General features: G+C 53.2%; 15 protein-coding genes. 8 read left to right on the top strand and 7 right to left on the bottom strand.

Features of this window, described 5'->3' with window-relative positions; all coding sequences use genetic code 11:
• Positions 1–112, bottom strand: a 112-nt coding sequence (locus tag VB712_RS18790) for a PD-(D/E)XK nuclease family transposase (RefSeq protein ID WP_323257599.1), incomplete at its 3' end; no start/stop codon positions are given.
• Between the two features lie 196 nt (positions 113–308).
• Between VB712_RS18790 and dxr the strand changes: the two genes are divergently transcribed.
• The 5 genes from dxr (at position 309) to VB712_RS18765 (ending at position 6,203) form a co-directional block, all read left to right on the top strand.
• A complete protein-coding gene (gene dxr / locus VB712_RS18785; protein ID WP_323257563.1) occupies positions 309–1,496 on the top strand; it encodes a 1-deoxy-D-xylulose-5-phosphate reductoisomerase in 1,188 nt (395 codons plus the stop codon).
• Positions 1,497–1,545: 49 nt separating this feature from the next.
• Positions 1,546–1,755 (top strand): hypothetical protein, encoded by a 210-nt coding sequence (locus VB712_RS18780; RefSeq protein ID WP_323257562.1) that lies wholly within the window; start codon positions 1,546–1,548, stop codon positions 1,753–1,755.
• Positions 1,756–1,816: 61 nt separating this feature from the next.
• Positions 1,817–2,617, top strand: coding sequence for a glutathione S-transferase family protein (locus VB712_RS18775; RefSeq protein ID WP_323257561.1), 801 nt, complete (start codon positions 1,817–1,819; stop codon positions 2,615–2,617).
• 206 nt (positions 2,618–2,823) lie between these two features.
• Positions 2,824–3,894 carry a hypothetical protein gene (locus VB712_RS18770; RefSeq protein ID WP_323257559.1) on the top strand — a complete coding sequence of 357 codons (1,071 nt, stop codon included), beginning with the start codon at positions 2,824–2,826 and terminating at the stop codon, positions 3,892–3,894.
• A 521-nt stretch (positions 3,895–4,415) separates the two neighbouring features.
• Positions 4,416–6,203 (top strand): ABC transporter substrate-binding protein, encoded by a 1,788-nt coding sequence (locus VB712_RS18765; RefSeq protein WP_323257557.1) that lies wholly within the window; start codon positions 4,416–4,418, stop codon positions 6,201–6,203.
• Between the two features lie 61 nt (positions 6,204–6,264).
• Here the strand turns inward: VB712_RS18765 and nadC are convergent, their stop codons facing one another.
• The 5 genes from nadC to VB712_RS18740 form a co-directional block, all read right to left on the bottom strand.
• Positions 6,265–7,122 (bottom strand): carboxylating nicotinate-nucleotide diphosphorylase, encoded by an 858-nt coding sequence (nadC, locus tag VB712_RS18760; protein WP_323257555.1) that lies wholly within the window; start codon positions 7,120–7,122, stop codon positions 6,265–6,267.
• The gene (locus VB712_RS18755; RefSeq protein ID WP_323257553.1) at positions 7,119–7,673 is read right to left on the bottom strand and encodes a PIN domain-containing protein; all 555 of its coding nucleotides are present in this window, start codon (positions 7,671–7,673) and stop codon (positions 7,119–7,121) included. Before VB712_RS18755 ends, nadC begins: the two co-directional genes overlap by 4 nt.
• Positions 7,666–8,016, bottom strand: a complete 351-nt coding sequence (locus VB712_RS18750; RefSeq protein WP_323257551.1) for a ribbon-helix-helix protein, CopG family — start codon at positions 8,014–8,016, stop codon at positions 7,666–7,668. Before VB712_RS18750 ends, VB712_RS18755 begins: the two co-directional genes overlap by 8 nt.
• Before the next feature lie 67 nt (positions 8,017–8,083).
• Complete coding sequence (locus VB712_RS18745; protein ID WP_323257549.1) at positions 8,084–9,817, bottom strand: N-acetylmuramoyl-L-alanine amidase; 1,734 nt, start codon at positions 9,815–9,817, stop codon at positions 8,084–8,086.
• 178 nt (positions 9,818–9,995) lie between these two features.
• The gene (locus VB712_RS18740) at positions 9,996–14,987 is read right to left on the bottom strand and encodes a CHAT domain-containing protein (protein WP_323257547.1); all 4,992 of its coding nucleotides are present in this window, start codon (positions 14,985–14,987) and stop codon (positions 9,996–9,998) included.
• A gap of 194 nt (positions 14,988–15,181) precedes the next feature.
• Here VB712_RS18740 and aspS point away from each other — a divergent pair, with 194 nt between their 5' ends.
• The 3 genes from aspS to VB712_RS18725 all read left to right on the top strand — a co-directional run bounded on the left by aspS (position 15,182) and on the right by VB712_RS18725 (position 21,963).
• Entirely contained in the window at positions 15,182–16,963 is a 1,782-nt protein-coding gene (aspS, locus tag VB712_RS18735) for an aspartate--tRNA ligase (RefSeq protein WP_323257545.1), read from the top strand.
• Between the two features lie 439 nt (positions 16,964–17,402).
• Positions 17,403–21,779, top strand: coding sequence for a UvrD-helicase domain-containing protein (locus VB712_RS18730; protein WP_323257543.1), 4,377 nt, complete (start codon positions 17,403–17,405; stop codon positions 21,777–21,779).
• Positions 21,763–21,963 carry a hypothetical protein gene (locus VB712_RS18725; protein WP_323257541.1) on the top strand — a complete coding sequence of 67 codons (201 nt, stop codon included), beginning with the start codon at positions 21,763–21,765 and terminating at the stop codon, positions 21,961–21,963. The genes VB712_RS18730 and VB712_RS18725 overlap by 17 nt, the downstream gene beginning before the upstream one ends.
• Positions 21,964–22,254: 291 nt before the next feature.
• On the opposite strand, the gene VB712_RS18720 is transcribed toward VB712_RS18725, so the two are convergent.
• Positions 22,255–24,378 carry a glycoside hydrolase family 10 protein gene (locus VB712_RS18720; protein WP_323257539.1) on the bottom strand — a complete coding sequence of 708 codons (2,124 nt, stop codon included), beginning with the start codon at positions 24,376–24,378 and terminating at the stop codon, positions 22,255–22,257.
• Positions 24,379–24,531 lie beyond the last annotated feature (153 nt).

The following is a 24,531-nucleotide window of genomic DNA, read 5'->3' as shown; positions in this document are numbered from 1 at the left end:
GCAGTTCGTTGAGAAAATCCAGCAACAGGTCTTTATTAGGTTCTTCACCAAAGAGTTTTTTAAAGCCGTAGTCGGTGAAGGGGTTGATGTATTTTTCTTGGAAGTGGTACATCGTGGGGTGGGGTTGGGGTTGCTTTTTATTCTAAAACGACGGATACAAGCATGGGGCGCAACGCTTGCGCCCCTACGCTTGCCTGTTCCCCGTTCCCTGTTCCCACAATGAGCCAGGGGGCCGAAATCGTAGTAGAGTTTGGGATAGCTCGCAATTTTGTAATCTTTTAAGATTTGCCCCTCATTCTCAGAGTTTTATGAAAGCAATTTCTATCCTTGGCTCCACCGGCTCCATCGGCACCCAGACCCTTGATATTGTTGAACAGCACCCCGATCGCTTTCGGGTCGTGGGGTTGGCGGCGGGGCGGAATGTGACGCTGTTGGCGGAGCAGGTGCGGCAGTTTCAGCCGGAAATTGTTGCGATTCAGGATGAGAGTAAGTTAGCAGAATTAAAGGAGGCGATCGCCTCTCTCCATCCCCAACCCATCATTACCGCTGGCCAAGGGGGGGTCGTGGAAGTGGCCCGCTATGGAGATGCGGAAAGTGTTGTCACGGGCATTGTCGGCTGTGCCGGCCTGTTACCCACGTTGGCGGCCATTGAAGCCGGGAAAGATATCGCCCTGGCTAATAAAGAAACGCTGATCGCGGGTGCGCCCGTCGTTTTGCCTCTGGTGGCCAAACATGGCACAAAACTCCTCCCGGCGGATTCCGAACATTCGGCCATTTTCCAATGTTTGCAGGGGGTTCCCGATGGGGGACTGCGGCGAATTATCCTCACCGCTTCCGGCGGCGCATTCCGGGATCTGCCCGTGGAGCAACTGGCCCATGTCACCGTAGCCGATGCCCTCAAACATCCCAACTGGTCGATGGGGCAAAAAATTACCATCGATTCCGCCACGTTGATGAATAAGGGCCTAGAGGTGATTGAGGCCCATTATTTATTTGGTATGGATTACGATGCCATTGATATTGTCATCCATCCCCAAAGTATTATTCACTCCCTGATTGAGTTGCAAGATACATCGGTCTTAGCCCAATTGGGTTGGGCGGATATGCGCCTGCCCCTGCTCTATGCCCTCTCCTACCCTCATCGCCTCCCCACTCAATGGTCGCCCTTAGATTTGGTCAAAGCGGGAGATCTGACCTTCCGCGAGCCAGATCATGAGAAATATCCCTGTATGCAGTTGGCCTACGCAGCGGGCCGGGCCGGGGGAGCGATGCCCGCCGTCCTCAATGCTGCCAATGAGCAGGTGGTGGCCATGTTCCTCGCCCAAGAGATTCAATTCCTCGATATTCCCCGTTTAATTGAACAGGTGTGCGATCGCTTCACCGGCCAAAATACCGCCCAGCCCAATTTAGAAGATATTCTCGCCGCTGATGCTTGGGCGCGGGGAGAGGCGATCGCTCTTCAGCAAGCCCTGACGAAAACCAGTGTGGCGGTTTAGGAGGGATGGAGAACAAGGAACGGGGGGATGTTGTGAAGCAGGATAGATTATGGAGTTAATCCTACTGATTGGGGCGTTGATCGTGGCTTGGCTGTTGTTTACCGGCTTGGTGAATATTGTGAAAACCACCGTTAAGACGGCATTCACCATTGCCTTGGTGTTTTTGGCCCTTTATCTTATTTGGGGGGTCAATGCGGGGGAATTGTGGGCGACGGTGCAGAGTTTGCCGGAAATGTTTTTCTCCCTGTTCGATCCCTAGGCAAACGCAAGCCGCAACAAACTTGCTAGAGTGAGAGGCTGAAACCCTAGGAGGCCAATTCATGCTGGAACTCTATCAATTTGAAATCTCCCAATATTGCGAAAAAGTCCGGTTGATCCTGGACTATAAAGGGCTGGAATATCGCAAGATAGAAGTCACCCCCGGCATGGGGCAGTTGGATCTGTTTCAGAAATCCGGCCAACGGCAAGTTCCCGTGCTGAAAGATGGCGATACCTATATCCCGGACTCCACGGAAATTGCCCTTTACCTAGAACGCAAGTATCCCGAAAAACCGATTATTCCCACCACGCCCAAAAAGAAAGGCTTTTGTTTAGCCCTCGAAGAATGGGCCGATGAATCCATCGCCACCAAAGGCCGCAAGGCCCTGATCGGTGCGCTCAATAAAAACCAAAGTTTCCGCACCTCCATCTTGCCCAGCGATACCCCCGATGTGGTGAAAACGTTAGTGGGGGCTGTACCGGGGAATTTTCTTGATATTTTAGGCTCCGGTGTGGGGATGGGGGGCGATGCGGTGAAGGCCGCAGAAGCCAGCCTCAAGCAGGATTTAGAAGCCCTTTGTTTGATGCTCAGTGATTCCCCCTATCTCTTAGGCGATACGCCCACCTTGGCGGATTTTGCCGTGGCGGGGTTGAGCATCATCCTTAAATATCCGGCGGGAAATTATCTCGATATTCCCGCCCAACTCAAGGGCAATGGCATTCCGGGCCTGGCGGATAACCCCGCCTATGAACCATTTTTCACCTGGCGCGATCGCCTCTATACCGACTATCGCCAACCCCTGAATGGCGGCGGTACAACAGACTTTAACCAGGACACACCCCACAGCATTAACATCGACTAGCACCCAATCACCCAACCATACCTGCAAGGCAGAACCCTAAGGCCAAGAGAGATTCCCCTTTCTACCTTCTGCCTTCTGCCTTCTGCCTTCTGCCTTGGGCTACTAGCACAACAGTTTCCCCTGGGCCTCAGGGGGAACACTCTACCGGATTCTGCATCCGTAGGATAGTATGGCTAATTGGTACTGTTCGCACTTTGTTAAGATTTATGTCATCATACTGGGCTTGGCTGGGGCGCATGGCGTTATTCGGGTTAATTGGTTCGGTTTCCGTGGGGTTTTTGCTCCGCGCTGACCTACAACCCAAAGCCCCCCAAGCCAGTGATCCCTTCCTATCCCAAGCTCAACTGGTTCCCTTCGATCCCGAATATTTCCTCCCTTCAAGTTATGGTACGGGGGGCCAATATATCGCTGCCGGTGAGCGGATTAATTTACCCGCCATCCCCACCAGTCGGGTGACTCCCCTACTCACACCGGAAGAAAGCAAGGTAATCCCCGATCTCCCCCTCGATCGCGATGCCACGCCCCCCAATCTCCCCCCAGCCAGTGCAGCCCCTCAGCCCCCCAGCGGCTCGCCGGTCGTAGCCGCCAGCACCGCCGCAGTCATGCCTCCCTTTAATTTGTCCCAAAGTATTAGCCGCAATCGCCGCCTCTTTGATACGCCGGTTTCTTTAGGAATGCTGGCCATTGGTGTAGCAGAGGGGAATTATCGCGTTTTTGTGGAGGGGAGCAATCTTTATGTGGAGCAAACCCCGTTGTATTTTGGCCATATTGACCCTGGTAATTTATCTTGGGGAGAACGGGTAACGAATTATGGCCCCTGTAGTGATCAGGGGCGCAGTGGGGGGAATATGGCGGTTGCGGAAGAAATGTGTTTGCAACGATCGCGCGATCGCCTCCCCACCAACCTCCAAGACCTCCACAATGCCGGTATTCACCCCGACGAAGACCTCGAAGCAGTGATCAATACTGCCGATCTTTACAACCAAGCCAGTCCTGTCCATTCCCGCGTCTTCCCCCAAGCCCTCCGCATGGCCTACCGGGGGGGATTGCAAGGGGTTGAGGCGATGGCTTGGGCGCGAACCGCCTCCTTCTACCTCAATGAAAACAATGCCCTCGATATCGAGCGGGGCTACAATCGCGCCTCTGGTCTTTTAGGGATCTGTGCGCGGGAACATCGGCCAGTGACGGAATGGGAATGCGTCTATGGGGATCAACTGCGACGCTCACGGGCGATCGCCTCCGTCTTAGAAAAATATTTCCAGGTCTACGTTCCGTAGGAGTGGGAAGTGGGGAGTGGGAAGTCAGGATGAAAAACCTTTCGCCCTCCAAATTCAGAACCCCCCCTTTTTAAGGGGGGGCAGGGGGGGATCCTCCACCAATGTTGCTATAGGAAAGATGCTGAGAACCCCGGTCTTGCCGGGGATGAAAGCTAGAGGCAGGCTTTAGCCTGCCAGTGTGGTATGATATTTATTGACAGCGATAAAACGCTGAAACCATTACGGATTCGCTCATCCAGCGGCGGCTCAGAGAACGATTAAGATACTGACAACCAATATAGAGCAATAGCTACAACAAAAAAATATTCAGATCCATCTGCCGAGGGACGCTCGGTAGATGTAAAAGTAAAATGCCTGTGGAGACGGTCTAACGGGGACATAAGATGAAAATCAAGTGTCTAGTCAAGAGTCAAAGAAGCAGGAAGAAGAGAGTCTGGAGGCATGGCTTTAGCCTGCCGAAAGAAAACCTTTGAGAATCCCCGCGCATTCATGCCGGGGAGTACGTCAACAAAGTTGGGATCATGGCAAACAAGCAAAACAAACTGGGTCAATTTAGGAAAATCCGTACCCTGATTTTAGGGCTGTTATTCGTGGGGGCGATCGCCCTCACCGGCTGCCGGGCAATCATCGCCGCCAGCACCACTAGTCAGCCCCAACTCGTCTTTGCCAGCCCCAGCGACCCCGCCACCTTTAACTACCCCCTCAATACTTCCGCCTTTAGCGTCTTTGGCCTGATCAACGAAGGCTTAATCACCCAAAACGGCGAAACCGCCGAACTCGAACCCGCCCTCGCCGAATCCTGGGAAATTTCCGACGACAATCTCCGCATTACGTTCACACTCCGGGAAGGATTGCGTTGGTCTGATGGCGAACCGATCACCGCTGAAGATGTCGTGTTTAGCTACAAAGATGTTTACTTAAACCCCAAAGTCCCCACCGGGATTAAAGATATTCTCCGCGTTGGTGATAGTTTCCCCGACGTGCGAGCATTAGATCCCCGCCGCGTTGAATTTTCTGTTCCCGAACCCTTTGCCCCCTTCCTACGCTATGCCGGAGGGATTTCCATCCTCCCAAAACACGCCCTAGAGGAATCGATTAACACCACCAATAGCAGCGGCGATCTCCTTTTTCTCTCCACTTGGAGCACGAATACCGACCCCCGCGAAATTGTTGGGGCTGGCCCTTACCGGATGGTGCGGTATGTCCCCGGTCAACGGGTGATTTTTGAGCGCAATCCCTACTATTGGAAAAAAGATCAAGCAGGCAATCCCCAGCCCTATATTGAAAGCATTGTCACCCGCACCATTGAATCTGATGAAACCCAATCCGTTGCCTTTCGTTCGGGAGAATTAGATAGTTTGGGGGTACAGCCGGAGGTGTTTAGTCTCCTCAAGCGGGAGGAAGAACGAGGGGGTTATACGATCTACAATGGCGGCCCTGCTCCAGATAGTCGGTTTGTCGGCTTTAATCTTTCCACCGCCACCAATGCAGCGGGAAAACCCTTTGTTAATCCTTTAGTTTCCAGTTGGTTTCAGCGCCAAGGGTTTCGTCAGGCGATCGCCTATGCCTTAGACCGGGAAAAGATGAAAAACAATATCTATCGCGGTTTAGGGGAAATTCAACATTCGCCCATTGCGGTGAATAATCCTTTTTATCGTTCACCGGAGCAAGGTTTACGCACCTATGAATATAATCCAGAACGGGCAAAAGCATTACTCCTAGACAATGGCTTTCGGTATAACGCCAACAACCGTTTAGAGGATGAAAAGGGCAATTTAGTCCGGTTTCAGATGTTGGTGAAGTCTGAGGAGAAGGTGCGCGTTGATGCGGCGGTACAGGTGCAGCAGGATCTTGAGGCGATTGGGATTCAGGCGGATTTACAGGTGGTGAACTTTAATACAGTATTACAGAAGTTACAAGACCGCGATTGGCAGGTCTATGTGGGCGGTTTTGGGGGGGGAACAGTAGAACCCCATGGTGGGTTTAATATTTGGTATAGTGGCGGCTCGTTGCATCAGTTTAATCAGGGGCCGATGCCAGGGGAGGAGCCGATTCAAAATTGGCAGGTTTCGGATTGGGAGAAAGAAATTGATGCTTTATTTATTGCGGGAGTGGGTGAGTTAGATGAGGAGAAACGTAAGGCAATTTATGGAGAGTTTCAGCAAATTGTCGCGGAGCAAGTCCCCTTTATCTATTTGGTGAATGCTTTATCCTTAGAAGCGGTGCGCGATCGCATTGAAAATATCAAATTCACGGCCTTAGGGGGCGCATTTTGGAACCTTCATGAACTGGAGTTAAAAGCCAATTAAGGGGGTGCAACTGTAGGGGCGAAAAATCTTTCGCCCCAGATTTTTTGCTCCTTAATGATGCTTATCCCCAACGCATACTGATATCTAACCAGGGCGATCGCGTGATTGTCGCACTACTGGAAATATAATCTACGCCGGTTTCTGCCACGGTGCTGATCGTATTTAACGTGATATTGCCAGAGGCTTCGATTTTAATTCGCTCATTGGCCGCCCGGATCAACGCTACGGCTTCCGCCATCAGGGCCGGGGCCATATTATCGAGCATGATGATTTCGGCCCCATGGGCGATCGCCTCCTCCACTTCTGCTAAATTACTCGTTTCCACCTCCACTGCTAAAGGGTAGGGGATCGCCCGCCGCACCTGGGCAATGGCGGGGCCAATGCCCCCCGCTGCTTGGATGTGGTTATCCTTGAGCATCACCGCATCATCGAGGCCCATACGGTGATTGAGGCCGCCCCCCACTTGAGTAGCGTATTTTTCCAACAACCGCAATCCCGGTGTGGTTTTGCGGGTATCAACAAATTGGGTGGGGAAAGGAGCGATCGCCTCCACATAGGCCGCCGTTGCCGTCGCAATCCCACTCAACCGCATCGCCAAATTCAACGCCACCCGCTCCCCCGTGAGCAATGCGGCGGGGCTAGCAGTGAATGTGATCAAGGTTTGCCCCGCTGTGCAACTGTCCCCCTCGCCGATCTGGGGTTCGCTCACAGCCTGGGGATCGAGGAGATAAAACACACGGGCTGCTAGGGCTAGCCCCGCCACCACCCCATCCGCCTTCGCCACCCAATGGGCTTGGGCGGGTTCTCCTTGGGGGGGAAAAAGGGCGGCGGTGGTGCGATCGCCCCGCCCCACATCCTCCTGCAACCATTGGGTCAAGAGGGGATCGAGTAAAAGCCAAGGCGGTAAGGTTGCAATCATGGGGAATTTATCGGAAATGAAAGATTTTCAGGATCAAGAAAGGGTGAAGTTTGTCTAAACCAAGAACACAATAAAAAAGGGTGAACAATTTGCATTCGATGATTCGGAGCCTGATAAAGGTAATGATATTCAGGAAGAATTGGACTAACTTCTTTTGTTAAAAAATCCTGATGGTTGAGGGTAATTAACAGATCTGCTTTGCCTGCCAATGCTGTTTCTAATACATGACGATCTTCAAGATCATTAAGTGGAAGAATTCCTGTTCCTCCCAATGTCAAACTTGGCCCTAATGTTGCATAGGTTTGAATTAAGTCAATGTGAAATCGAACTAATTCTTCAGGAATACCGTGACGAATAAATGCCGCGTAAAGACGATTGAGCATACCAAAGGAAATGATCAAGTCAACCTTGGCAAGGTCACATTTGCCATTGGCCGCAATATTAACCAAAAATTGGCAGGCTGATCCTTCATGGCCTTGTAGTTTAGGTTTAGCCAAAAAAGCACCATACCAAATATTTAAATCAAGACACCATCGCCAAACTTTAGACATTGCGGGTTAATTGAACAGCAGCACGCCAAATATCTTCTTCTGTTTTTAAAGAATCTAGCCATTTTTTATCAATGCTTTCAGCCATTTTTTCTAGGCTAATTTGATAATTATAATGGGTAAATATTCTGATTATTTCCTGACTAATGATTTCCATATTTTCATCCGTCCCTTCAGTTTTTAAATGATGTAACGCAGACCAAACCGACGGCGGCATTTTCACCATCAATTGAATGGCTGCTCGAATCACCGCCGCACGAGATTGATTCTCAATTTCAGCGACTTGATCGATTTGTTCGGCCAATTCTGGCGAAACAGAGGTAGAAATAACTTTCGATTTACCCATGGTGAGCAATGGTGAACGGGATCAGACCTTTCTATTATGGCAAGTTGGGGCATCTTTAGCTAGAACTTTAGGGGACGGCTTGGCGGGCTTGCACCCATTGGGCCAGGGCAGAGGCGATCGCCCCCGCCAATTGATCCTGCGCCGCCTCATCCACAATCCATTCAAATTCCCAAGGATTGATTATAAATCCCAATTCCATTAACACCGTTGGCGCTGCATAGGGGCGGGTTAACGCCAGATTATTCCAAAAAACGCCGTAGTGGGGACGATCTAAATTCGTCACTAAATAGTCCTGCAAAAACACCGCTAGATCATGGGCTTGGGGATGATACCAAAACATCCCAATGCCTGCCGTTTCTTCTGCATTACCACTATCGGGCAACGCATTATAATGCACCGATAAAGCCACATGGGGCTGCACCTGAGCAATAAAATCCATCCGCTCCCGCAAGCCCAAATCCACATCCGTTTCCCGCGTCAGATAAACCTGCGCCCCCCGCCGCTCCAACTCCCGCCGCAACTTTTGAGAAAGAATTAAATTAATCTCTTTTTCCGGGAAACCGTTAGGGCCCCGCGCTCCTAATTCTGCGCCGCCATGACCGGGATCTAACACCACCCGTAAACCGTTTAATTGCCCCTGAATATTGGGGGGATAACGCAACAATAACCGCAGCGTTGTGCCATCGTAGCGGAAATCATAGCCCCATTGGTGGGGGGTTTTGAGATGAAATGTGTAGATGAGCGTGGTGGGGTTGACCTGTTGCCAGTCGAGGCGACGGATCAGGGGATCATCATCGAGACGGATCGTGTCGGTTTCGGCGATCGCCCCATGGAACGTCAACATCAATTGCTCATCCTCTTGGGCGATCGTCACCGGCACAGGAACGGTGAGAGGAAAAGCCATTTCAATGCCATTGGGGCCAGGGCGACCGCTGACGCTACGAATCCGGGCTAAGGGGGGAACGGCCCCTGGGAGCGATCGCGTTTCCGCCCCATTCATCCAAGCCCCATAGTCTAAACGTAACCAATCCCCTTCCCGGCCCGTCACCGTGGCGCGGGTTCCCCTGGGTAGGGGGGTGAGGCGGGAATGGTTCGTACTGGGGCCGGTGCGGGCAACCCCTTGGGGGGCAGTCACTTCAATCACTTCCAACGCTTGGGGGGAAAGAATCGCAATCTTCCCCCCTTGGGCTTCTACCCGCTCCCTTCCTAAACTTAAGGTAAACGTCGGTGTGCCTAAATCCCCCGGTTCTGTAGCCGTAAAACAGCCTTGATAGCGGCTGTGGCGTTCTGGATTGGGGGCGTTTTGAGCCGTGAGGATGGCGTTATTGGGCGGGAGGGATACCGTAGGAGGTTGAGGGGTTAAAGATAGCGTTTGGCCCCCCAAGCGAGCGGTGACAGTGGCGTTGGGGGGGGCAACGGCCCCTAAACAAATCAATTCCCCTAATTGGCGCGTCATATTTTGGGCTGGCTCCAAGGCCCCGAAACTCACCCCCGTTAAAGGCGTTTCTGTCGGTTGTCGCGTAATGGTCACAGTCTGCTCTTGGGAACCTTGGCGCAGCGTAAAGCGATTGGGGCCCAATTGCAGGGGAAAACTGGGGGCAAAATGGCCGGCGGGACTTTGGCGAATGGCTTGGCCATTAACCGTCACCGGCCCCGATCCTGTGCCAATCAGAAAAATTTGGTTTGCCGTGGTCTGATGGCCATCGGGGGGATAGGTCAAAAATAACCCCGTTTGCCCCCATCCCGGCATTGCTGTCAAAACCACCAAACTCGCCCCCAAGCCTAACCCTTTGATGATCATGATCTATCTCAAAAAATCCTTAGTAGTGCGGATTTCAGTCCGCCCCTTCAACATATAGCAATCCGCCATAATTTGTGAGGGCGAAAAATTTTTGTGCCTCCGGCAGGCTTACGCCAACGCCCCTACATCAAGCCTTGTTTTAGTCCCCTTCTTGTACAGCGAGCAAACCAAGATAGCCCTACCAAGGATTACCAATCAGCGTGAAAGCACTCCAAAAATAGGGATGACTGAAATCCTCCGATGGGGAGAAACTGGCGGGGAGGGGTAGGCGCATTGTGTCGGTGACAAGTTCATTGCCGATGACCTGGACGTTTCCTGAAGCCATGGCAAGTTGGGCGAGACGTAATGCCTCTGATTTGGTGGTGACTTGATCCAACTGCTGATAGAAATTGCTCATCAGGGCTAGGGTTCCGGCATCGCTCACATACCACAAACTGCCTAAGGCGCTTTTCGCCCCCGCCATTACTGCTAACCCGGCAAACCCCATTTCAGCTTCGCGATCGCCTAACGCACTGCGACAAGCACTCAACACCAACAGATCCACCTGCGGATCACCAAACCCCAACCCCCGCAACTGATCCAACCCTAACCGCTCATCCCAAAACTGGATATAGGAGCGATCGGGTGTGCCGGGTTGGAATTCCCCATGGGTGGCGAGGTGAATGATCCGGAAGGGTTCAGCATCCCGGCGAGCCATGAGATTGGCGATCGTGAATTGTTCATTGAGCAGACTAGAGCCAATCCAAAGCTGGGTAGAAATGGCCTCTAACTCCACAGGGACGGCGGGTAAGGCTTCTTTGTCGGTGAAGGTGTCAGCCCCCATGGCCAAAACCGTTGCCCCCTCTAAACTGCGATAGTCGAGATCCGTGAGGGAAAGGCTCGGCATTAACCCAACACTGTAGCGTTCAATGACATAGCCATTGCCATCATGGAGGGCGGCAAGGGGGAGCGATCGCAACCCCGCATCTAAAATAAACGCCAAATGATCAATGCCCTGTATTTGTAACTCGGTTTCGAGGGGAGCGACGAGCCATCGATAGAGGGTTTGGGCAGGGGCAAGATGGGTATTGCCCTGGGAATTGGCCATGCCCCGCCGGAGGCGATTCACCTGATTGAGCACTTCTGCCCGGGTGGCGGTGGAAATACGCCGTTGAATCACAGCCCCTTCTGCGGTGATCAATACCAGTTCTAATTCATCGGTGGGATCTCCCTCCCGTAAAGCCGATGCAATCAATTGGCGACGATTAGCACTCAAGCCTTCATCAAAATCGCGGATCGTGCCATCGGTGGCGATGGTAATTTCCCCCACAGGACGGAAGAAGGCATAAACTACCGCTGTCCGCGCTCTGGTGGCCTGCTCGGCTGCTAGAAGCCGTTTCTTCGCCTCCTCAATGGACATGGTTTCCCCCGTGCGCCGACCAGTATTAGCGGCCCTAGCTTGGCGTTCTTTCGCATCGCCGGTCAATCCCGACCCATCAAATGCACTATTGCGCGATTGATCTCCCCCCGATTCACCGCCAGCGAATGTACTACTGCTACCCCCCAATCCGCCGCTCGTGGATGTGCTTGATGTCCTGCCCGTCGTGGATGAGGTTGGGCTGCTACTGCCCAGATAGTCAGTAAACATATTCATCAACGTGGATTCCACCGCTTCGACGAAAAAATTCTCCCCAAGGTCAACATTCATCGACCGTGATACGGACTCGCGATCAATGGTGTGGAGAACGGGGGTTAAATTGGCGGGGAATATAGTAGTTGTTGGGGGGGGATTGGTGGGTGTTGGGGGGACATTGGCGAGGGTGAATTGCGCAGATAGGGTAGAGTTTACGGTGGCGATCGCCCCATAGCCCCCCACCAATCCATTGGCGGCAATATTCAACGTGGCGATCCCTTGGGCATCGGTTAACACCGTAACTTGTGTGGCCACGCCGGAGGGGCCGCTGGTGGGGAGGGTAAATGTGATGGGAACACCCGCGATGGGTTGGTTAAAGGCCGCTTCAGTTAACCGCACCTGTAGGGGTTGGCCAAAGGCGGTATTGATGATGGTGGCCTGATTATTACCATTGACAACGGTTAAGTTAAACCCCCTTGATTCATAGGCCCCCATATCCACCGTGCCGTCTATGATGCGGTCAGTGCCGCGTTGGTCTATGGTGCTGATGGCGGTAGCAAGGGCATTATTGCCACTGTTGAGGGCAACGCTGGTGGGTTGGAGGGCATGGGTTTGGGTGGGGCCGCCGTGGTTGGCAAGGGGGCTGAGGTTGGGGTCAACACCAACGATGTTGCCATTCACGCCGTTGGTGGGAACTCCGATGCCAGTCATGCCCTGCGTGCTGAGGATGAGGCTATTGGTAATGTTAAATGTGTGTGTACCGCCAACAATACCAATGTCGGGAGCAGTGGCGTTGGTGTTGTTGGCGATAATGCTGTTAGTGATGGTGTGGGTGTTGTTGTTGGTGAATAAAGCAATCCCCCCACCTGTACTTGTGTTAGTGTTAAAGGCGATCGTCGAATTGTTCAGCGTTAGTGCTCCACTGCTGGCAATCCCGCCGCCGCCGCTGCCACCCGCCGAATTACCAGAAACAGTAGAATTGGTCAGCGTCACTGCTCCACCGTTCAAAATCCCGCCGCCCAAATCTCCAGTGGAATTACCAGAAACGGTAGAATTGGTCAGCGTCACTGCTCCATTGCTGCGAATCCCGCCGCCAGCATTAGCCAAGTTACCAGAAACAGTAGAATTGGTCAGCGTTACTGCTGCTAAACTGCCCAAAATTCCGCCGCCCAAAGCTCCAGTGGAATTACCAGAAACAGTAGAATTGGTCAGCGTTACTGCTCCAAGGCTGCGAATCCCGCCGCCGCCACCACTGGCGGTATTATTTTGAATTGTGCTATTGCTGATGGTGATCGTATTGACACCGTTAATCCCCCCGCCGGTGGAGCCAGAGGAATTCCGTGAAACCATAGAATCAGTGATGGTTATAGTTCCACCGCTACGAATGCCGCCACCATCACCATTGGTTGAATTACCAGAAACTATAGAATTGTTGGTCAGCGTTACACCTTGAGCTCCAACAAGCCCGCCCCCTAATTGATTTGCCAAATTACCGGAAACCGTAGAATTGTTGAGCGTCACCACCTGATCGGAAGAAATTCCACCAGCATTACCAAGAGTAGCTTTATTCTGATCAATGCTAGAGTTGTTCACTGTCACGTTTCCCTCACTGCGAATTCCGCCGCCGCTGGCGTTGATTGAGACATTACCGGAAACCACAGAATCATTCAAGGTTATATTGCCTCGAGTGAAGATACCTCCGCCATTGGAGTCAGAGGAATTCCCCGAAACTGTAGAGTTGTTCACTGTCAAAATTGCACCTACACCAGAAAGCCCGATCCCGCCACCTTGGCCGGTCGTGAAATTGTTAGAAACCGTAGAGTTGTTTAGTGTCACGGCTCCAAGGCTAAAAATTCCGCCACCAGGACTGGCGGGCCCCGTATAACGCCCCCCTGTAATCGTTAAATAATCGAAGGTTGTCGCTACTGCCCCAACATCAAAAATCCGAAAATCAGAAGCAGTAGAATCCCGCCGAATTGTGACATTTGTTCCTTGACCGGTAATGGTCATACTTCGCGTAATCGTGGGCAAAGCACTGGTTAAGATGATTTCAGTAATACCAGGCGCAAACTTAATGGTATGAGGGACAGAAGCGTTAGCATTAGCTGCATTAATTGCCGCTTCTAATGTTGGTGTTGCTACATCACCCACGGTAAATAGATCTAATTTGCCATTCCAACTCTTGGGTATCTCCAATGTCAACAGATTTTCAGCCTCGATTCCCCCTGTTTTGTATTCTAAATGCCAATCTCCTTGATAATTTTCACTTCCCGTGATATTTGTGGAAGCTGCCACATCCGCCCCGGTTAAATCTGCTAATGTGGTGATTAAGGCTTCACCAATTTCTCCCAAAGCCGCAAAACAACTGTAAAGCAAGATATCTGCATTGGTGCTTAAATTGGCTCCCCAACTTTGCAATTGTTCTCGGTATTGCTCCAGATTTTCATGGGTGACAAAATCCCGACCTAGCCAAAAATTACCTGCATTTCCTTCCGCCAAAATATGCACCTCATCCACGGGTTTAATGGCGTGATCAAGAGTTTTTGTAATCTTCGCAATGCCGGATTCTGTGGGGAGGATGGGGATAATCGTTGTGCCTGCGCGGCCACCGTAGAGCAGGGTTTGATAATCGGGGATCGTGATATCGAGAAAGCCTAAAGAAACCGGATCGCCTGCTGTGCCAAAGAGCGTCACGATGGGGGCATGGTAAGCGCCGCCATGGGTTTTCACTAAAGCCGGATCAAGGGCGATGGGTTCACGGGCTGCTAAATGTACCTGATCCCCCAATACTGTACCCGTTATCGATAAATTTCCCCCCGTTAATAATTGAGGTAAGGCTAGGGGGGTGATGCCACCGGATAGGACAGTATCCGGGACTTCTAAACTTAATAACATCCCTGGTTGATGGATGCGGACTAGATTTTCCCCCGGTACAGCGGCGAGGGTGACATTGGGGGCGAGAATTTGGCCGGTGTGGGCGATCGCCCCCCCATAAAGCCCCAATTCCCCCCCCGTCAGCGTTAAATTCCCCTCATTCACAATCGCCGCCGGTTCAGAACGCAGAAACGCCAATTGCTGGGGGGAACCCATCAAGCTGCTGTAATCATTGGCCCCCAAGGCATTAAACCAGCCGGAGCCAAAACCGATGCGATCGGCTGTCGTGGCTGTAAACGAGGCCGGCAAATCCAAACGCGCACCGGAACTAAACACAATCCCCGCCGGGTTCATCAGGTATAAATTGCTATGGCCCCCCGTCACCTGCAATAAACCCTGAATCACCGAAGGATCGCCCCCCGTCACCCGACCTAAAATATTGTCAATTCCCGGCTGGCTTAAAAATTGGGCAATTTCCCCCGGATCGAGGCCAAATTGTTGGAAGCTGTGGAAGAGATTTGCCCCGGCCTGTGTGCCGCCTTGAATGTGGTAAGTCTGACCTTGATAGACCACCACCGTCCCCGTACCATCGGGACTAGGGGTGATGCTCTGGGCCTGGGCAGGGAGGGTCACACAAGGCAGCACAGTGAGTAATGCCCAAACCCGAAGATCACGTTCTAGCATTGGGGACTGTATAGCAGGATGGACTGGCTTAAGATTGTCAATAAATTATAAAAGTTCCTGGAGCCAGAAATTGCCTGGTATGGACAAAACCGGCGGGGAATTCCCCTAGGGATACCCTGGAGGGCCGCGATCGCTCATAATAGGCAACGGAATCCTTCCTGTGTTAAATTCTCAAGCCTTTTAGACCCTGAGCTATGCGAACCCATTACTGCGCCACCCTACGAGCCACCGATCTGGAACAAACTGTCACCCTTTGCGGCTGGGTGGATCGCCGTCGGGATCATGGCGGAGTAATTTTTATTGATCTGCGCGATCGCTCCGGTGTGGTGCAGATTGTCAGCGATCCCGAACGCACCCCCGATTCCTATAGCGATGCGGAAAAACTGCGCAATGAATATGTGGTGCGGATTACTGGCCGGGTCAGCGCTCGCCCCACTGATTCCCTTAACCCCAAACTTCCCACGGGAGAAATTGAAATCTACGCTGATTGCATCGAACTGCTGAACGCTGTCCATCAACAATTGCCCTTTCAGGTGGCTAGTAGTGATAGCGAAACGGTGCGGGAAGATCTGCGGTTGAAATATCGTTATTTGGATTTGCGGCGCGATCGCATGGCCCGTAACCTGCAATTGCGTCATGCCGTTGTTAAAGCAATGCGCCGCTTTTTAGAAGATCAAGAGCAGTTTATTGAGGTGGAAACGCCGATCCTCACCCGCTCCACGCCAGAGGGAGCAAGGGATTACCTCGTTCCCTCCCGCGTTAACCCAGGGGAATGGTACGCCCTGCCCCAATCTCCCCAACTGTTTAAACAATTACTCATGGTGGCGGGGTGCGATCGCTATTATCAAATTGCCCGCTGTTTCCGGGATGAAGACCTACGGGCGGACCGTCAGCCGGAATTTACGCAGTTGGATATGGAAATGAGCTTTATGAGCCAGGAGGAGATCCTCGCCCTCAATGAAGCCCTGATCTGCCATATTTTTAAAACCGTTAAAGGCGTTGACCTGCCCCGCCCCTTCCCCCGGTTGACCTATGCAGAAGCCATGGATCGCTATGGGTGCGATCGCCCCGATACCCGTTTCGGGTTGGAGTTGGTGGAAGTTTCCGATATTTTAAAAGATTGCGGGTTTAAGGTGTTTAGTAGTGCGGTGAAAAGTGGCGGCATGATTAAAGTGTTGCCGATTCCTGGTGGGGATCAAATTTCCAATATGCGCATTAAACCCGGCGGCGATCTCTTCACCGAAGCCACCATCGCCGGAGCCAAAGGCATCGCCTATATTCGCGTCCGGGAAGGGGGCGAAATCGACACCATTGGTGCAATTAAAGATAATTTAACCCCCGAACAAAAGGCGGCATTACTGGCCAAAACCGGCGCAGAACCCGGCACGTTACTATTATTTGGAGCCGGGGATACCGCAACGGTAAATAAATCCTTAGATCGCCTTCGTCAAGTCGTAGGCGCACAATTAGGGATGATTGATCCCGATCAGGTCAATCTGCTCTGGGTGACAGATTTCCCCATGTTTGAATACAACGCCGACGAGAAACGCCTCGAAGCCCTCCACCACCCCTTTACCGCCCCCCACCCGGAAGATTTAGCCGATCTCACCACGGCCCGCGCCCAAGCCTATGATGTGATCTATAACGGCATTGAAATTGGCGGCGGTAGTCTACGCATCTATCAGCGGGAAGTACAGGAAAAGGTGTTTAGCACCATCGGTTTAAGTGATGAGGAAGCGCGGGAAAAATTCGGTTTCCTCCTCAATGCCTTTGATTACGGCACGCCCCCCCATGGGGGCATTGCCTACGGTTTAGATCGGTTGGTAATGTTATTAGCCGGGGAAGATTCGATCCGCGATGTGATTGCCTTCCCGAAAACCCAACAGGCGCGATCGCTCCTCACCGATGCACCAGCAGGGGTGGCGGATAGCCAACTCAAGGAGCTTTATATTGCTTCTACCTACGATCCGGAGTAGGGAATGGGGAGTAGGGTGCGTCAGATTGATAATCCAGAACACAAAAGAACAGCTTGACACTCCCCGCGCTAAAGCGACGGGGATTCTTGGTTCATCGACCGGACTTAACTGAGCAGGATTGCTCCAACCCAGCCAGAGGTCTAATCTCCCCAAGCGTATAACTTCCCGTTTGCCCCACGGTAGTTCGTCCCAGGCGCAGGATACAAAGCTGTTCTCGATGAGCTGTCTACTCGTCAGGAAGTTAGCTCTAGGGCTAGCTAGGCTGGGGAGGATGTCAATGGGTTAGACTTGGCAGAGATCGCGGCGTTACAACGGGGGAACGGGGAATAGGGGATGGGGAATTATGGCCCCCCGTTGTTAATGTTGAGCGGGATTCGGTATCCAGACACGGAACAATGGACAATGGAGTATTGCTCATCACCTCATACTGACCATTCCCATGTATATTTACCGCCCCGCTGCCTTCAACGCCCAAGTTCACGAAAAAGCTGGCCTCGAAGAACAGGTCGATCGCCTCTGTCGCGAACTCGCCACCATGCCCGTAGAACAAGTATTATCCCGCTTCGAGCGCGTTTACCCCTACCTCAAACGCAAAGAAAGCAACCTCCGACTCATCGCCCGCATCCGCCGCATAGGCACAGACCCGATCCTTTGCTGGTTGAGAGTATTTCGACGGGGCGATCGCGATTATGAGGAATTCCTGCGCGATCGCACCGCCTGGGCTAACCATGCCCTCGATAGCCAAATCCCCGATCAACAACTTTGGCAATGGCTCAACCAACAAAAAAGCCATCCCCAAAACCAAAACCAACACACCCCCCCCCTTGATGAATCCCTGCGCCGCTGGCTTGATCGCCCCAGCCTCCGGATGGATTTTAACGGTGTCGTCATCTACGAAAGCGAAGCCTGGCTACAACGCTTCGCCACCCCTCCCCACCAAACCGCCTGGCAAACCTTTAACCGCATCATCACCACCCTCGTTGATGCCCCGCCTCAGTTGGGCCAAGCCACCCCTTGGCCCGGCGTGCGCCACCATAGCCAAGATGGCTACACGATCCTCTATAGCCGCATCACCACCAGCGACAACCCCCCCCGGCAAATTCTCTTCCTCATCGCCCCCTTCACCACCCCCCCCCAAGACCGGGACATTCTCGCCCTCCTTGAACCCCTCTGGCAAGCCAGCAGCCACCATGGCGACCTCAACCCTAATGTCTTTCACCCCGATATCCCCACCACCCTCGATCAACTCACCACCATCGCCCGCCGCGCCTACCCCGATTATCTCCTTGCCGATGAAACCCATTGGTTGGCGATCGAAAACGATGAGCGGGCCAACCTCGCCCTATCCGCCGAAGAAGAGGCGATCCTTCATGCGGTTTCCACCCAAAAACCCTCCTTACCCCTCTTCCTCAACGGCCAAGCCGGTAGCGGTAAATCCACGATGCTCTTTCATCTCTTCGCAGATTATTGCCATCGCCATCTCCGCTACTGCCAAGAAGAAAACCGCCCCCGCCTCAGCTATCCCCGGCCCCTCTTTCTCGCCTATAACGATCGCCTCCTGAAAATGGCCAAAGCCCGCGTTATTCCCCTCCTCGCTTCCCATCACCGCTTTTTAGCCCGGCGCGGCCATACCGAAGATCTGCCGGATATTAGCCCCTTTTTCCAATCCTTTCGCACCTTTCTCCGCAATCGCCTCCCCTTAGCCGAGCGCAATCGCTTCAATGATGCCAATTACGTCTCCTTTCATCAATTTCGCCAACAATATTTAAAAACCTTGTGGCGCACCTATTCCCCTGAAGTCTGTTGGCAGGTGATTCGCACCTTTATTAAGGGGTATCATCTCGATGAACGGGATACTTATTTAGATGTGGAGGATTATCGGGAAATTCCCCGTAAAGAGCAAAGCGTTTCTGTTGAAGATTTTGAACAGATTTATCAAACGGTGTGGAAATGGTATCAGAATCATTTAAAGGAACAGGGAAAATGGGATGATCAAGACCTGATTCGGCGGGTGTTGCAATTGAAGTCCTATCAGGGGGAATTTACGGCGATTTTCTGTGATGAGGCTCAGGATTTTACCCATTTAGAACTGCAATTAATTATGCGGCTGTCGGTGTTTTCTGAATATGATCTGGAGCATCAACACGTTGAAAGCCTACCCTTTGCCTTTGCGGGGGATCCGCTCCAAACCCTGAATCCAACGGGGTTCCGTTGGGCGAGCCTTAAGGCCGCCTTTTATAATGAGGTGATTACCACCCTTTCCCCCACGGGGATGCTGGATTTAGAAATGAATTTTGCTGAATTAGAATCTAATTATCGTTCAGCGGCTCCCATTGTTGGGGTGAATAATTTGATTCAACTGTGGCGCAGTGTGTTGTTTGATATTCCCGAACTGCAACCCCAACGGGCGCGACGCGCTGGGGATCATGGGCCGCAAAAATGGATCATTGATCAAGATTTGGCTGGGGCGAATTTGCCCGCTAAATTGCAAGATACGATGATTATTATTCCCTGTGATCAAGGGGGGGAAGAGGATTATATTCGCCGTGATACGCTCCTGAGTAGTTTGCCGCCTCAACCGAGGGGGGCGGCTCCCTGGCATATTTTGAGTGCGATCGCCGCTAAGGGGTTGGAGTTTAAGCAGGTGGTGCTGTACAAGTTTGGCGAGGCTTGTCCGGGGGATGTGTGGCAACCGTCACCCGTTCACCCGGAGGAGGCACGGTATTTTTTCAATAAGCTCTATGTGGCCAGTAGCCGCGCTACGGAGCAATTGGTGATTGTCGATACTCCGGAGGGCGATCGCCGTCTTTGGCAACACGCTAGCGATTTAGCGGAACTGGATCAATTTCTCGCCGCCCATCCCCAACAGCGGGAGCGGTGGGCTGCCCATATCCAAATGATTGCACCGGGTCAGGGGGTGGAGCCGGTGAGTGCCGATGATGTGGAGGCGATCGCCCACACCCTCGCCCAAGAAGGCATCCATAATGAAAATGCTGATTTAATGTACCGCGCTCAGGCCGCCTATGAGCGATTGGGTGATGCATTGCAAGCATCCCTCTGCGGGGCTTGGGGTGCTAAATTTGAAGCGCAATATCGCGAGGCGGGGCAACAGTTCGCAGCCCAGGGGGAAGCGGTGGAGGCTTGGAATTGTTTCTGGTTGGGGGCCTGTTGGGATGCCCTCAAAGCTTGGTATCAACATTTTAATCCCCAGGAAGGGGAAGGGTTTGAGTTGCCTCCCGAATCCGTGGAGCCATTGGTGTTATTTATGGCGGCCCCGGAGAAGGATCTCGGGGTCGTGGATGCCTTCACGCAATTTTTAGCGGCGGCGATCGCCTCAGAACGCCTCGAAGACTACCGATTTACGGGGGCTTGGCAAACAGCCATCCAAACCTATCAAGAAGCCATGGCCCCCTTCTGTGCAACTCCGCCCACGGCCCTCAATCCCTCCCAATGGCAACAGTGGGGGCAGGTGTTGGCACAGTTGGCAGCGGCGGAATATGCGGGGATGGATCACCTAGCGGGCCATTGTTTCTACCAAGGGGAGGATTATGGCCCAGCGGTGGCGGCCTGGGAGCGCAGCGGCTCCACCGATACCCCGGAATACCACCACGCCCAAGCCCAAATTCAAGGCTTCCCGGCGGCTTTGCCCAGTTTGGTGGCCGCCCAAGAGTATGCCCAAATCCTCACCGCTTGGGGAGCGGCAAACTGTCCCCAGACGGCGGATTGGTTGGAGTCGGTGATTGTCGCATTGCAGGCGGGCGATCGCTGGCGGGAGGCTTTGGAGTTGGGGGCCATTGTCGGGAATGAGGCGGCACTCACCAGCACGATGGCGGCGGCCCAAGCCCAAGAGGCCGGGGAAACGGTGCTGACGCAATTGATTGATCAGGCCCTCGCTGCCCGGCAATGGCAGGGGGCGATCGCCTGGCTAGAGCGGTATCCCGACCTCCTCAAAACGCCAGGGGCCAAAGCAACCGGGATTATTCCCCAGATCGTCCAAAGTTTGGCCCATACCCCCCTCGATGGGGAAGCCTTCAACCGCGACCTCCGTCGTCGTTATGAGCAATGGTTAAAGGAGCATATTTTATTTGCCCTCGATTGGCATCACCCCCCAGCCCAGGATGGCAGCCCCACCATGGCAGAGCTTGGCATTGCCCTGGAGCGTTTAGGGGCGATGACGGAAGCCCTCAATTTCTATGACCAATTCACCCACGACTCCCATCTGCCCCGCCGAGATTTTGCCCGGGAGCGGTGGTTAGTGGTCAAGAAAAAGCAGGAGCAATTGTTTTCTAATCAGGGGAAAATCCGCCCGGCGGTGAAGGCCCGCACAGAACTGAGCAAAAAGGCCCAACAGTGGGAATGGGATCTAGCGGCGATCAGCGATCGCATTCCCCACCCGCCCCAGTTGCCCCCTGTCCCCAGCCCCACCGCCATCGCGGGCCTGCCGCCGGAAATTACCCTCACCCCTTTGGAGGACAGTGCAGGCTACAGTTTCGCCATCCAATCGCTACAAATCCGGGTTTTACCCCCCTTCGCCCAAGTGCAAATTTTCGACCCCCTCAGCCAGGGATCCCTACGCATTGATGGGCGATTAGGGCGGATCAGTAACGGTGCGTTGGTGGTGCGGGGGGAATTGCCCTTAGCCTTTGAGCAACCCATGGGCGGCTATGGAGGAACATTGCATCGGGATCATTTAGAGTTGGCGATCGCCCCCCTCTCTACACCCATCCTGATCCATTGGCCTAAGGCCATCCCCACCGGAGGCGATATAATAGACGGCGTTGCCAACGGTGTGATCAATCATGGAACCGGAAATTAACTGTGCTGTGGCCTGTGTCAATGGGTGCGTATTGGGCGATCGTTGTCCCCACCGGGCCTATGTCCAAGAAGCCAGCAAATTCATGGCGGAAACCTCCCTAGATGAAATGCTGAACATCGCCGAATCCGCCCGGATCAAAAAAATGTCCGCCCCGCCCCAATGGGTCATCCCCGACGAAATTTAAGATTAAATCCTAGGGTGCTTCACCAGAATTAATGGGTTTGAAGCCCCGCCCCTTCGGCAAGCTCAGGACAAGCCTTCCAGGGCAGCTTTTCTCGTCCAATTTATTAGATTGATCCAGTTTTCTCTTTCTATGGTATCCTTGCACTATTAAAACTTAATGTTTTGGCGGCTGGGCAAGCCGACCTGAATGGACAGGCCTTAAGCAATGTTAGACCCCGATCTGGGGCAGTTGTTTGTCTGTCTACCCATCAGGAGTCTATTTAATGTAGGCAGACTGGGAATTCCCGTGCCTTTAGGTCGGGGAGGATGTCAACGTGATCAGCACAGCTTCGCTCTCCTGCTTTTGGCGATTCACCGCACAGAGGCCATAGCTCCCCGCTGGGAGATTGATACCGCGCTGTCCCGCCGGAAGCACATGGCGCAGCACCCAATTCCCCCCCACGAATTGATAGACCGTCCAACCCCACACCCCCGCCTGAGGATCTGCCTGCCAAGACAGTTGGCCCCCTTCCCCCTTAACCGCCATCGGTAAGGCAGGCAGGCGACCGCCTTGATCCCGTAGCGGGGGAACTAACGCTGGTTGAGCATAGAGACGGTCTTTAAAAGCAGCGCGAATATTCTGGGCATTATCCACCAACGGTTTAATGTTGTAGAAAATATTCCCCAAAGCGAGCCGCCCCTTGAGATCCCGCGTTAGGCTGACCTGTCGCTCGAACTCACTCACGGGCCAAGTTGTACCATCCAACTTCACCAAGTTATTGCCGGGGTAAATATGCGCTCCCTTGGGATTGTTCGCTGTCCACCAATCTAGGAGTACGGGATAACTCTGTTGAACTTGGTCAATGCGCCAATAGAGTTGGGGGGCGAGGTAATCTACCCAGCCTTGGGCAAGCCAATGCTTGGGATCTGCAAAGAGGAGGTTGTATTGATCTAGGCCGGTGATGCCGCTGGGTTGGCCAGGGCGATAGATACCAAAGGGACTAATGCCAAATTTAACATGGGGTTTTGTGGCGCGAATTCCCGTCGCTAACCGTTGCACCATTTTATTCACATTATCCCGCCGCCAATCTGCCAAACTGAGCGTACCGCCGCCACTGCGATAACGGCCATAGGTGGCGGCATCGGGGAATTCTTCCCCCTGGACGGGGTAGGGATAGAAATAATCATCTAGATGAATGCCATCAATGTCGTAGCGTTTCACAACATCAAGGATGACGTTATAGGTGTGGTCTTGGACGATCGCACTCCCTGGATCCATCCACCGTTGATTGCCATAGTTATAGATCACTTCTGGGTGACGGACATCCAGATGGGGGGCAACGACGGGGGTATTGCGGGAGACGCGGGCGCGGTAGGGGTTAAACCAGGCGTGGACTTCGATCGCCCGCTGTTGAGCTTCGGTAATTAAAAAGGCAAGGGGATCATAATTCGGGTTAGGGGCTTGGCCCTGGCGACCCGTAAGCCAACCACTCCAAGGTTCTAGCGTCGAATCGTAAAGAGCATCTCCTTCAGGGCGAACTTGGAAAATAATTGCATTAAACCGCAGATCGACAAGGGTATCCAACAGCGTGCGCAGTTCCTGCTGTTGGGCGGCTGTGGTGAGATCGCGACGGGAGGGAAAGTTCAGATTCCACACCGAAGCCACCCAAACGGCGCGAAATTCCCGCTGATGTTGGAGGGGGATCACATCGGAGCGGGGGGGTGGGGGGGGAATGACGATGTAAGGGGAGGTGAGGGGGGGCATTCGGCCCGCTTGTACCAGGGCTTGGTAAACCATGGCGCAGACTTCCCCCCGCGTTACTGCCTGCTGGGGCCGCAGTTGGTTGATGTTGGGATAGTTCACCACCAATCCGAGACGGGTGGCATATTTAACCGGCGTTTCCCCGTAGTTGGGAATTTGGGCGGCATCTTGGTAGAGGTTGGTTAAGACAATGCGATCAACACCGCTGGCGGGGGGATTGAGGGCGTTGACGAGGGCAATTAAAATTTGTAATTTGGTGAGATTTTCCAGGGGGCGAAATTCTCGGTTGGGGAAGCCGGTGAGGATGCCCATTTGGTAGGTTTTGGCGATCGCCCCCCTAGCCCAAAAATTGGCCGCCACATCCACAAACGCCACCGGATCCCGTACCAAGGGCCGGTCAAAGGCGGCTTGGATTAAGGCGGCAAACTGAGCGCGGTTAATCCGCTCATTGGGGCGAAAGGTGCGATCGGGAAAGCCACTGATCAACCCCGCAGCGGTGAGGGCGGCAATAAAGGGCGCGGCCCAATGGCCCTGAATATCCGCAAATTGGGGGGCTGGGGGGGTGATGGCTTTGAGCGTTAATGTCACCTCATACTGGCCCGCTGCTACGCCATTGAGTTGGGCGACTAATCTCCCCTGTCCATCCACTGTGGCCGTCGTTTGAATGTTGTTCATCACCTTTGCCCTCGCCCTCAATTCTCCAGATCTTAACCTTAATCGCTACCGGCGGAATGGAAGCAGTAAGGAGTGGGGAGTGGGGAGTGGGGAGTGGGGAGTGGGGAGTGGGGAGTGGGGAGTGGGGAGTGGGGAGTGGGGAGTGGGGAGTGG

Origin of the sequence: Spirulina sp. CCNP1310 (assembly GCF_034932185.1) — a bacterium.
GTDB lineage: Bacteria > Cyanobacteriota > Cyanobacteriia > Cyanobacteriales > Spirulinaceae > Spirulina.
Note: the sequence above shows the minus strand (reverse complement) of the source record. Positions and strands in the feature narration are given on the sequence as shown.